This is a genomic window from Caballeronia sp. (assembly GCF_049581465.1).
GTDB lineage: Bacteria > Pseudomonadota > Gammaproteobacteria > Burkholderiales > Burkholderiaceae > Caballeronia.
The window spans coordinates 1-11,185 of the sequence record NZ_JBAUSA010000021.1 but is presented as its reverse complement, the minus strand read 5'-3'; the positions used below and the strand labels follow the sequence as shown (position 1 = coordinate 11,185).

Here is an 11,185-nt window from a genome sequence, read left to right as displayed (position 1 = left end):
ATGTGGCGGCAGCCGGCGCGGCAGGCGGTGCAGCCGGCTTGGTAGCCACTGCCGTGCCGTTGTCGGTCGATGGCGGTACTTCGACGATTTGCGGTTCTTCGAGCATGCCGGACGACTGCGTCTCGGTGTTCGTCTGCCCCGGCGCGGTGTTAGGCGGCGCGGGTTGCGCTGCTTGCGGCACGGCCATCCCCGGCGTCTTGCCCTGCAACGGCCGATTCGGATCGTACTGCTGCCCGTTGACGGGCGACGCACCCGTGTCGGTTGGCGAGGGCGCGACTTTCGCGACGAATGGCGTGGGCGCGCGCGTGATGTACAACGCCACGATCACTGCAATTGCAAGGCCGACAATCAAGCCCAGCACGATCCCGAGGAACGTGCCCCCGGTTTGCTTCGACTGTTTCGACGTGCTGCGTGGTTTTGCCATCGTATGAATCACCTGCAAAAAGTCTTCTGGATAACCACCGATTATATCGGTGGTCCAAAGCGTGGCGAACATGGCTTCACGCCGGCGCGCCTGCGAAATTGGCCCGGAAGCCAATGCGCGCCATGCGGGACGCCAGAATCACATCTTGACGGGAGCGGATACGCCGATCAGCGAGAGGCCGTTTTCGAGCACCTGCCGTGTCGCGGCAAGCAGCGCGATGCGTGCGTTACGCAGATTGTCCTCCTCCACCAGCACGCGCTCCGCATTGTAGAACGAGTGGAATTCACTGGCGAGGTCGCGCAGATAGAACGCAACGGCGTGTGGCGCCAGTTCGTCGGCGGCGTGGGCGAGCATGTCCGGATATTCAGCGAGCTTGGTCAGCAACGCCATCGCCCGTTCACTCGACAGCGGAGTGAGATCGGCTTGGCTGAGCGTTGCCAGGTCGCCCGCATAGCGGGTTTTCCAGTCGCCGAGGATCGTGCAGATGCGCGCGTGCGCGTACTGCACGTAGTACACCGGGTTTTCGTCGCTTTGCTTGAGCGCGAGATCGACATCGAACACGAATTCCGTGTCGGCTTTACGCGAGATCAGGAAGAAGCGCACGGCGTCGCGGCCTCGACGGATCATGTCCTCGTCGAGCAGGTCCGGGGACTTTTCCTCACCCGGCGTCATGCCGCCCGACCACTCGATCAAGTCGCGCACCGTCACGTAGCTGCCCGCGCGCTTCGAGATTTTCACTTCGGCGCCGTTGCGCATCACCGTGACCATCTTGTGCAGGATGTAGTCGGGATAGCCCTTCGGAATCCCGATGCTCAAGCCTTGCAGCCCGGCCCGCACGCGCGCGATGGTGCCGTGATGGTCCGAGCCCTGCACGTTGATGACCTTGGTGAAGCCGCGTTGCCACTTGGCGACGTGGTACGCCACGTCTGGCACGAAATAGGTGAAGGTGCCGTCGGACTTGCGCATCACGCGGTCCTTGTCGTCGCCTTCGTCGGTGGAGCGCAGCCAGAGCGCCCCGTCCTGCTCGTAGGTCTTGCCGGCGGCGATCAGCGAGTCCACCGTGGCCTTCACGCGGCCTTCCTCATACAGCGACGATTCCAGGTAGAACTGGTCGAATTTCACGCCGAAAGCGGTCAGGTCCAGATCCTGTTCGTGACGCTGATACGCCACGGCAAAAACGCGGATCGCGTCGATATCGTCGACATCGCCCTTCGCCGTGACTGGAGCGGTGTTGGCCGCCGCGACTGTCGCACCCGCCAGGTAGTCGCGCGCGATATCCGCGATGTACTCGCCGTTGTACGCATTCTCGGGCCAGCCCGTGTCGCCGGGAGCCAAACCCCGGGCGCGCGCTTGCGTCGATAGCGCCAGGTTGCCGATCTGCACGCCGGCGTCGTTGTAGTAGAACTCGCGATGCACCGCGTAGCCCTGCGTAGCGAGCAAGTTCGCCAGGCAGTCGCCAAGCGTGGCCTGGCGGCCATGGCCTACATGCAACGGTCCGGTTGGGTTCGCCGAGACGAATTCGACCAGCACGCGCTTGCCGGACTCGCGAGCGCTGAAGCCGTATTGCGCGCCTTGGGAGATCGCTGCCGGGACCACTGTTTGTTTCGCCGATGCGGCGAGCCGCAAGTTGATGAAGCCCGGCCCTGCCACCTCGGCGGCTTCGACCAGGCCTTGCGCCGCTGGATTCGCGAGCACGGCATCCACGATTTGTTGCGCCAACTGGCGCGGATTCGCGCGCAAGGGCTTGGCGAGCTGCATCGCGACATTCGACGCCACGTCGCCATGCGCCGCGACCTTGGGGCGTTCGAGGACGATCGAAGGTTCAACGAAATTCGCCTCCGATGCACCTTGCGACGCCAGGACGACCTGCTTGACCGCGTCGGAGATAAGCGTTTCGAGTGTTTGTTTTTGTGCAGGCAGCATGCTGATTCGTAGTCCGGTGATTGGCGTGTCGGGCTGCAGCTTCATGCGGTGTCGAAAGCGCTTTCGAAAGCGGTCTTGAAACGGCAAGAAGCGCCGGAAGTACCGCCTGGAAGGTCGCGGTCCGCCGGCAAATACTGCCCGATTTGCGTTTGGCAGCGTTCGTTCGCGTAAAGCAGGATTTTAGCAGGTGCTAATATGTCGAATCAGGGTCTAGTCAGTGAAACATCGATGCGCCGGGGCTGAAGCATGACAGCCTGTCGTGCCGCAGTTCCCGCGCACATCAGTCAAAACCGACGCAACGCCAGCAAAAGGCCGGCTGCAGGCCGCCAATAGGCTAACAAAGGGAAAGGACCTGTCATGTTGATCACATTCAAAACCAGCGCCGCGCCCGATGTGCAAATGCTCGACAACCTCGCCGATTATCTCCTCGGGATCATCGGCAAGCGGCTCGGCGAACGCGGCGTCATCACGCACGAAGAATTGCCCATGGCTATCCAGAAGCTGGAGGCGGCCATTGCGTTCGACAAAAAAGAACTCGCCGAGCACGACGGCCACTTCCACGAAGGCGAAGAAGGCCACGAACCGCACGAGCTTCCCGTTGGCCTCGCCCAGCGCGCGTTTCCTTTCCTTGAGATGCTGCGCCTCGCGAAGCAGGCGGATGGAGACATTCTCTGGGGCGTGTGAGTCGTTGCCGTGAATTGCCGCGGCGCATGAAAAAAACCCGCATGGTCGCCATGCGGGTTTTTTATTTGGTCTAACGAATAATTTTCTCGATTAGCCGCCGCTGGCGGGAGTCGTCGTACTGCTTTTCTCTTTCTTCGGTTTGTGTGGCTTTTTCTTGTGCTCTTCGATCGGCGGGGAGTACGACGACGCGGTGGTCGAACTCGCACCCGCGCCCGGCTTCGCCGGCTGCGCGAATGCGGCCGGACTACCGGACGTGAATAGCACGGCAACAGCAACGGCAAGTACAGGCGTCAGCTTGATCATGTTCGACTATCTCCGGGGCGATTGGAAATTGGGCTTTAAAGAAGTGCGTGCCCGTCACGACAACGAGCATTCGCATCCACGAGTGTAAGGAAGGTCATAAAAAAAATTGTGACCTTCTTTGACCAGTGTTGCGCCGCCGTGACGTTATCGCCGCGAATCAAATCGCCGGTATACAGGCAGCCTTATAACAGGGGCGCAAGGGCCCGTTCTGCGTCGTTCTTCGAAAGCGCCATGCGTTGTGCGAAGCTTTCCACCTGATCGTTCGCGATCTTGCCGACCGAGAAATAAGTGCTGTCCGGATGCGCGATGTAAAAGCCCGACACGCTCGCGGCCGGCAGCATGGCGAGGGAATCGGTCACCGTCATGCCAATTTCGTTCGCCTGGAGCACGTCGAACATGTCCTGCTTCACGAGGTGGTCCGGGCACGCCGGATAACCGGGCGCGGGACGAATTCCACGATACTGCTCCGCGATCATCGCCGCGTTGTCGAGCGTTTCACCCGCGGCATACCCCCACAATTCGCGGCGCACGCGCGCGTGCAGCGCCTCGGCGAATGCTTCGGCAAGGCGATCGGCCAGCGACTTGAGCATGATCGCGCTGTAGTCGTCGTGATCGGCTTCGAACTGCTTTTCCTTCTTCTCGACGCCCAGGCCCGCCGTCACCGCGAACATGCCGATATAGTCCGCCACGCCCGAGTCCTTCGGCGCGATGAAATCCGCGAGGGAACGGTTGGAGCGCTGCACGCCATCGACGATGGGACGCACGCCTTGCTGGCGCAGATTGCGCCATGTCATTGCGACCTGGGTACGGCTTTCGTCGGTGTAGATTTCGATGTCGTCGTCGTTCACCGTGTTCGCGGGCATGAGCATGACCACGCCGTTTGCTTGCAACCAGCGGCCCTGGATGATGCGTGAGAGCATCGCTTTGCCATCGGAGAAAACACGCCGCGCCGACTCGCCGACGATCTCGTCGTTGAGAATGGCGGGGTACGGACCAGCGAGATCCCAGGTCTGGAAGAACGGCCCCCAGTCGATGTAGTTCGCCAGGTCTGCCAGATCGTAATTCTTGAAAATACGCCGCCCGATAAAGGTTGGCTTCTTCGGCTCGTAGCGCGCCCAATCGAGCTTTGTCTTGTTCGCGCGCGCCTCGGCGTAGGTCACCATTGGCAGGGCCTTGCGGTTCGCGTGCTGCAGGCGGATGCGGTCGTAGTCCGACTTGAGGTCGATGAGATACTTCGCCGCGCCTTCGTCGGAGAGAAGACTCGACGCGACCGAAACCGAGCGCGACGCGTCCGGCACATAGACCACCGGCCCTTCGTAGTGCGGAGCGATCTTGACGGCGGTATGCACGCGCGATGTGGTCGCGCCGCCGATCAATAGCGGCGTTTGCTTATTGCGGAAATAGTCGTCGCGCTGCATTTCCGACGCGACGTACGCCATTTCCTCAAGACTCGGCGTGATCAGCCCCGACAAGCCGATGATGTCCGCGCCTTCTTCCTTGGCCTTCGCGAGGATGGTCGCGCAAGGCACCATCACGCCCATGTTGACCACTTCGAAGTTGTTGCACTGGAGGACCACGGAGACAATGTTCTTGCCGATATCGTGTACGTCGCCCTTCACGGTCGCGATCACGATCTTGCCCTTGGGACGAACGTCCGCGCCGGCATCGGCCATGCGCTTCTTTTCTTCTTCGATGTACGGAATCAGGTGCGCGACCGCCTGCTTCATCACGCGTGCCGACTTGACCACTTGCGGCAAGAACATTTTGCCCGCGCCGAACAGGTCGCCGACGATGTTCATGCCATCCATCAGCGGCCCTTCGATCACGTTGATCGGCCGGCCGCCTTCCGCTTCAATGCGTGCGCGAACTTCTTCGGTATCCTCTACGATGAAGTTCGTAATGCCGTGGACCAGCGCGTGTGCGAGGCGTTTATCGACTGGCTGGTTGCGCCATTCCTGATTCTCTTCCTTCTTCGCGGCGCCGGTCTTGAATCGATCGGCGACTTCCAGCAGACGGTCCGTGCTGTCCTCACGACGATTGAGCACCACGTCTTCCACGAGGTCGCGCAACTCGGGATCGAGATCGTTGTACACGCCGAGCTGACCCGCGTTCACAATACCCATGTCCATTCCCGCCTGAATGGCGTAGTAGAGGAACACGGTGTGAATAGCCTCGCGCACCGGATCATTGCCGCGAAACGAGAATGAAACGTTCGACACCCCGCCGCTGATCTTCGCGAACGGCAGGTTTGCCTTGATCCAGCGTGTGGCGTTGATGAAGTCGACTGCGTAGTTGTTGTGCTCTTCGATACCCGTCGCGATCGCAAAAATGTTGGGATCGAAGATGATGTCTTCCGGAGGGAAACCCACTTCGTTCACGAGGAAATCGTAGGAGCGCTTGCAGATCTGCGTCTTGCGTTCGTAGGTATCGGCCTGGCCGTCTTCATCGAAGGCCATGACGACTGCGGCTGCGCCGTAGCGGCGAATCAGCGTAGCGTGATGGCGGAATGCTTCTTCGCCTTCTTTCAGCGAGATCGAATTGACGATCGCTTTGCCCTGCACGCATTTAAGGCCCGCCTCGATCACTTCCCATTTCGATGAGTCGATCATGATCGGCACGCGCGAAATGTCCGGTTCGGAGGCGATCAGGTTCAGGAAGCGCACCATTGCCGCTTTCGAATCGAGCATGGCCTCGTCCATGTTGATGTCGATGATCTGCGCACCGTTCTCGACTTGCTGGCGCGCGACCGCAAGCGCTTCGTCGAACTGGTTGTTCAGGATCATGCGGGAAAAGGCCTTCGACCCCGTCACGTTAGTCCGCTCGCCGACGTTGATGAACAGCGAGCCGGTGGTGACGTTGAACGGCTCGAGGCCGGAAAGGCGCATTGTGTGGTCGGTCATGGCTGGGCTTTAACTTATGGATTCTGGGAGTCGAGCGGCCAATGGCTGCGCGCCGATTTGCAGCAGGCGTTCAAACCACTGCCGGAAATGCGGGCACTGCTCGCGAATTTTATCGAGTGTGATTCTCACTGCGCTTGCAGGTCCGTGCGTCGTTTTTCTGTATTGAGGACGAAGAATCTCAAGACGCTTCGATGGTGCCGTGTGAGGAGAGTCATTGATCCATTCCGGGTTGGTTACATCGGCGCGCACCTTCAAAAGTACTGCGCGATGTCTGTCCCATTCCGGTTGCGTGTCGCAAAGCTTGTCGATGTCTGAGAACAGTAGCGATTCGAACTCGTGCGGCTGGATATGCGGCATGAAGCGCTCTGGCCGGCACCCCACATAAGCCACAATATCTGCATGCAGCAGTTGTTCAATGCGTGCAGCCCTGTTAGATGTCGCCAGGCCCACGGAATCAGTGACACCTGCGAAAGTCCTGTCGAGCGCGTAGAGATCGAACATCGTGCTCACGTACGCGTCCCCATGCTGCAGCAGCGTGTTCCTCACGGCGCGTCTTGTCCGCTCGAGGTTGAGCCCGCCGCCACGGTGCCCGCGAGACGTTTCGACAAGCACCGGCTTCGCGTGGATGTTCGATAACCGGAGAACGGGTGCGAGCACTGTCTTCACAAAAGCTTCTTCGGTCGGACCTTCGCTGACGATAAATAGACGCGTCATCTCTACGGTCTCCCGCCAAGAACATTCTGGTTCCAGAGTTCACCGAGAGAATAGTCTTCCAGCCAACCTTTTAGATGTTCAGAATCCAGTCGATGAAACGTCGACTCGCTGCCTTCCCTGTCAACGACGACGATATCCTCAGGCTCCATCAAGTTCATCAACTCCACGGATTGAGTTGACACGATCACCTGTTTTCGCTCAGCGGCGCGCTTCAACATATCGGCGAGGATAACGATCGCGTAAGGGTGAAGACCGAGTTCCGGTTCGTCTATCAGGAGGGTGTCGGGCATTAGCTCCCACGGTTGCAACAACAGCGTGCTCAGGCAGATAAAGCGAAGCGTTCCGTCGGACAGCGCGTGGGCGTTGAACACAACGTCAGGCTTTCCTTTTTCCAGCCACTCGAGTTGAACCAGTTTGGTTTCTTCGCGAGCCGGAACGAAATCGTCGAAAAACGGGGCGACGAGTCGGATCGAGTCCACGATCATTCGGTAGTAGTCCGAATGGGAAGTCCGCAGCATTCCAAGGTAGGCAGCAAGATTCCCGCCGTCGACTTGCAGGCGAAGCGTGTCGAACGGAGCGTGCTGCTGCTTTACTTTTGCGTCTGAGCCGGTGTCGTGAAAATGGTAGACGCGCCAACTATCAATACCTTTCAAAACCGCTAGCATCCGTGGATCGATCGACCCCGTGAGTATCGATTCTGATTGTCCGGAACCCAACAGACGCCACATCCCGGAAAGCAAGCTTTGGTCGGCCGTAAGGCCCATCGCCGGCATGCCTTCCTGCTCGAAAATCAGCCGCCCATCATTAGTTGGACGAAGGGTGAAGCTATATCCGTGTTCGCCGAATGTGAGGCCGGCGTAGATTTTGTCCGTGGTCTTCCTGCCGAATCGCAGCAACGCATCTGGCCCACCTTCCACTTGCGAAAACAACTGGAACCGTTGCCCGACGATCTCCGCCAGCATCCGAAAGAAGCTGATGAAATTTGACTTGCCGGCCCCATTGGCGCCAATCAGCACGTTCAAATTGCGCAACTCGAAGTCACGCAATTCGCGTATTGATTTGTACCCGGTGATCGTCAGTTTTTTGACTGCGGCCATTGATCAGTTCCACTGGGAAAACATCGAGTCAAAGAGTCAAGCCGTCTCGGTTTCGTCTTCACGATAATGCGACGGCCATTTCCGTGGCTTCACACCGGCCAGCGCCTTCGCGATCTCCGCAATATGCTCCGGCGTCGTGCCACAGCAGCCACCGGCCAGATTGACGAGGCCCGCTTCGGCGAATTCCTTGAGCAAACCGGAAGTGACATCGGGTGTTTCGTCGAAGCCTGTATCGCTCATCGGGTTGGGCAACCCGGCGTTGGGATAGCAGGAAACATAGGTATCGCAGAGCTTCGACAATTCCGCGATATAAGGCCTCATCAGCGCCGCGCCCAATGCACAGTTCAGCCCAAACGTGAGTGGCCGTGCGTGACGCAGCGAGTTCCAGAACGCCTCGACCGTTTGCCCCGAGAGGATGCGGCCGGAGGCATCCGTGACGGTCCCCGAAATCATGATGGGCAGCAGTTCGCCTGTGTCCTCGAACAACTGGTCGAGCGCGAACAGCGCGGCCTTAGCGTTCAAGGTATCGAAGATGGTTTCGACCAGGAACAAATCGCACCCCGCGTCCATCAGCGCCTTCGCTTGTTCGTAATAGGTGTCGCGAAGTTCGTCGAACGTGACATTGCGCGCAGCCGGGTCATTCACGTCCGGCGAAATGCTGGCGGTCTTCGGTGTCGGTCCAATAGCGCCGGCGACAAAGCGTGGCTTGTCGGGCGTGGAGTACGCGTCACAGGCTTCGCGTGCGAGCTTCGCCGACTGCATGTTCATTTCGACCGCCAGCTCTTCCATGCCGTAATCGGCCTGAGCGACGCGTGTTGCGCCGAACGTATTTGTTTCGACGATATCGGCGCCTGCGGCCAGATATTGATCGTGTATCTCGCGAATGACGTGCGGCTGCGTGATGGACAGCAACTCGTTATTGCCCTTGATATCGCGGTCGAGATCGGCGAACCGTTCTCCGCGATACGCCTTTTCGTCGAGCTTGTAGCGCTGAATCATCGTGCCCATGGCGCCATCGAGAATGAGGATGCGTTGCTGCAACAGAGCAGGCAACGTTGCGCCGCGCGTGTACTCGCGACGCGCAGCGGAGGGCTTCGGATGAGTGGACGAATTCATGACTGACAAGGCTCCAAGCAGGTTGGAATGGCCGGTTATTGTAGCTGTACGAGGGTCGAGACGCGCGATTGCGCTGCTGCGCGTAACGAGCACGCCAAAAAACAAAAGGCCCTGTCGCGTAGGTGACAGGGCCTTGAGTGTGCCGCCAGCAAAACAAAAAAACAAAAAACTGCCGACTACCGGTACAACAATACGCTTAATGCAGAATCACAGGCTGATTCATCAAGATATCGAACTGACCGAGGAACTCGTCAACATCTTCGAGTGATTGTTCTTCTTCCATCAACTTCTGAACATGCACGCGAAACTTCGCTGCGAGCGCGCCGTCGATAAAAATTTCCCGCTGCATGGTCTTGTCCACGATCTCGTATCCGCCGGCCTTCATCGCAAGATGATTGTCCTGAGGAGGAAACTCGACTACGCAATAATTCGGGCTGTTGTAGATCATTTGCATGGCGACACTCCTTATTCCTGTTTTGCTCGTATGTCATTCCTACTCCATACATTGAGCGATTGGGTTGGAATTCAAGGGGTGGCCTCGACGTGAATCCGAAAGCCCATCGAGGACCTTTCTTAGACCTCCTCCCGCAAAAACGTTTCCAGAATAACCGAGAAACGTTGAGATTCTTCGACTGAAAGGCGAGGTTACGAGTCAATTATTTCGAATTGTGCACCAGGAGTTGCATTTGCTGCTGCTTTCGACTGCGCTGCCGGAAGATACATTTCCTGTGCTGGCCACAACAAGCGTGGACGTTTTGATCTGTGTCGATCTGCGGAACGCGCGTTGCGGTGACTTTCCGTGAGCGCGCTGCGCACCATTTCATCGACAATACTCGCGGTTGCGTTTGCGCGCACATTCGCCGCGTATCGCCCGGCGCTCAACGGCTCCGTTGGTACTGCTGATCCTTCGTGGCCATGCATCTCACAATGTGACACGATGTAATCGTCACAGAAGTATCCTGCGATCAGGCCCCCATCGGTCAACCCCCAACAGGTGATCGCGTGCGACAGGAGCGGCTGCTTTCACTATTTAAAACGTACCGCGCGTCGATGCCGTTGACCGTCATTCGCATGCTGGCTCCGTGAAATTGCGCATTACAGTTCGGGATTCTTGCTCGCCCGCGAGGCTCTTGCTGCTTGTGCTGGCTCTCGCGTACAGCCAGCACACGCACTGGAGTTATCTGTTTAACGGAAATCGCGGCCAAAGCTTTAACGCGTGTTCAACACGTCGAGGCTCAAGGCTTTTCCGGTTGAGGCGCGCCGGGTGTCGATTGGTCAGTCGCATCCGGCGTGCCTGCACCCGATTGCGGTTCTGTGGAAAGGGGCTGCAGCTTGCCGCGCCAAAGCATTTCGATCTGCATGCCGTTGGGTTCGGTTTGCAGGATACGCACGGGTAGCCAGCCGAGCGCGGGCGCGAGCCAGATGTCCAGACGCCGCCGGTCTCCCTCACGTCGCGCAAGTCGCGTGAAGTGGCGAGCGGTCACATTGCCATCGGGGGCCTGAACGTTTTCGTCGCCGATGGTTTCGAGCGACCACGTTTCGTTGCTGTCGTTGTCAGCAACGCTGAACTGGCGCACCACGCCCGGCTTGTACGTGTCAGGTGCGCCACGCACGAGGCTAGCCAGTTGCATGACGACGCTGAAGCGATCCTGGGCACCGTCCACAAGGGGCTGGTTGTTCGGCGTACGTGTGTAGACGAGTTGCTTATTCTCGCGATCGAAGACCGTGACATCGGCAGCGCGGCGGCCTCGCTGCTCGGAATGTTGCTCAGGCGCAAGACCGAGACGATCGAAGTGCCCCTTGCTGAAATACACAAACGGCCCAACGAACGGCAAGGGTATCGATACGATCATTTCGAAGTGCTGTCCGTCGTTGACCCAGTGAATGGTGCCGGTTTGGTTCATCACGCCGTTCACAAGCGTGTCGTAGCGAAGGTCACCCGAAGGGGGCGCGTCTAATTTATCTGCCGGAGCGGCGACTGCGGCAACGGCGGCCGCTTGCGACGCCGCAGCGGCTTCGCTGGC

General features: G+C 58.9%; 9 protein-coding genes and 1 pseudogene. 1 reads left to right on the top strand and 9 read right to left on the bottom strand.

Annotation, left to right across the window (positions count from 1 at the left end; translation table 11 throughout):
• Both WCA53_RS00500 and argS read right to left on the bottom strand, forming a co-directional pair.
• Positions 1–424, bottom strand: a pseudogene (locus WCA53_RS00500) (SPOR domain-containing protein); the annotation flags it as partial.
• A 138-nt stretch (positions 425–562) separates the two neighbouring features.
• Positions 563–2,347, bottom strand: coding sequence for an arginine--tRNA ligase (gene argS, locus WCA53_RS00495; protein ID WP_423904120.1), 1,785 nt, complete (start codon positions 2,345–2,347; stop codon positions 563–565).
• Positions 2,348–2,704: 357 nt separating this feature from the next.
• Here argS and WCA53_RS00490 point away from each other — a divergent pair, with 357 nt between their 5' ends.
• Complete coding sequence (locus WCA53_RS00490; protein ID WP_423904115.1) at positions 2,705–3,031, top strand: DUF1840 domain-containing protein; 327 nt, start codon at positions 2,705–2,707, stop codon at positions 3,029–3,031.
• A gap of 90 nt (positions 3,032–3,121) precedes the next feature.
• On the opposite strand, the gene WCA53_RS00485 is transcribed toward WCA53_RS00490, so the two are convergent.
• The 7 genes from WCA53_RS00485 to WCA53_RS00455 form a co-directional block, all read right to left on the bottom strand.
• Positions 3,122–3,334 carry a hypothetical protein gene (locus tag WCA53_RS00485; protein WP_423904112.1) on the bottom strand — a complete coding sequence of 71 codons (213 nt, stop codon included), beginning with the start codon at positions 3,332–3,334 and terminating at the stop codon, positions 3,122–3,124.
• 182 nt (positions 3,335–3,516) lie between these two features.
• A complete protein-coding gene (gene metH / locus WCA53_RS00480) occupies positions 3,517–6,234 on the bottom strand; it encodes a methionine synthase (protein WP_423904109.1) in 2,718 nt (905 codons plus the stop codon).
• A 9-nt stretch (positions 6,235–6,243) separates the two neighbouring features.
• Positions 6,244–6,948 carry a DUF4276 family protein gene (locus WCA53_RS00475; protein WP_423904106.1) on the bottom strand — a complete coding sequence of 235 codons (705 nt, stop codon included), beginning with the start codon at positions 6,946–6,948 and terminating at the stop codon, positions 6,244–6,246.
• 2 nt (positions 6,949–6,950) lie between these two features.
• Positions 6,951–8,045: an AAA family ATPase gene (locus WCA53_RS00470; RefSeq protein WP_423904103.1), complete on the bottom strand. Its 1,095-nt coding sequence runs from the start codon at positions 8,043–8,045 to the stop codon at positions 6,951–6,953.
• A gap of 36 nt (positions 8,046–8,081) precedes the next feature.
• Positions 8,082–9,161 (bottom strand): homocysteine S-methyltransferase family protein, encoded by a 1,080-nt coding sequence (locus WCA53_RS00465; protein WP_423904100.1) that lies wholly within the window; start codon positions 9,159–9,161, stop codon positions 8,082–8,084.
• Positions 9,162–9,357: 196 nt separating this feature from the next.
• Positions 9,358–9,615 carry a BTH_I0359 family protein gene (locus WCA53_RS00460; RefSeq protein ID WP_423904095.1) on the bottom strand — a complete coding sequence of 86 codons (258 nt, stop codon included), beginning with the start codon at positions 9,613–9,615 and terminating at the stop codon, positions 9,358–9,360.
• A 781-nt stretch (positions 9,616–10,396) separates the two neighbouring features.
• The coding region (locus WCA53_RS00455) for a DUF3108 domain-containing protein (RefSeq protein ID WP_423904092.1) at positions 10,397–11,185 on the bottom strand (789 nt) is incomplete at its 5' end.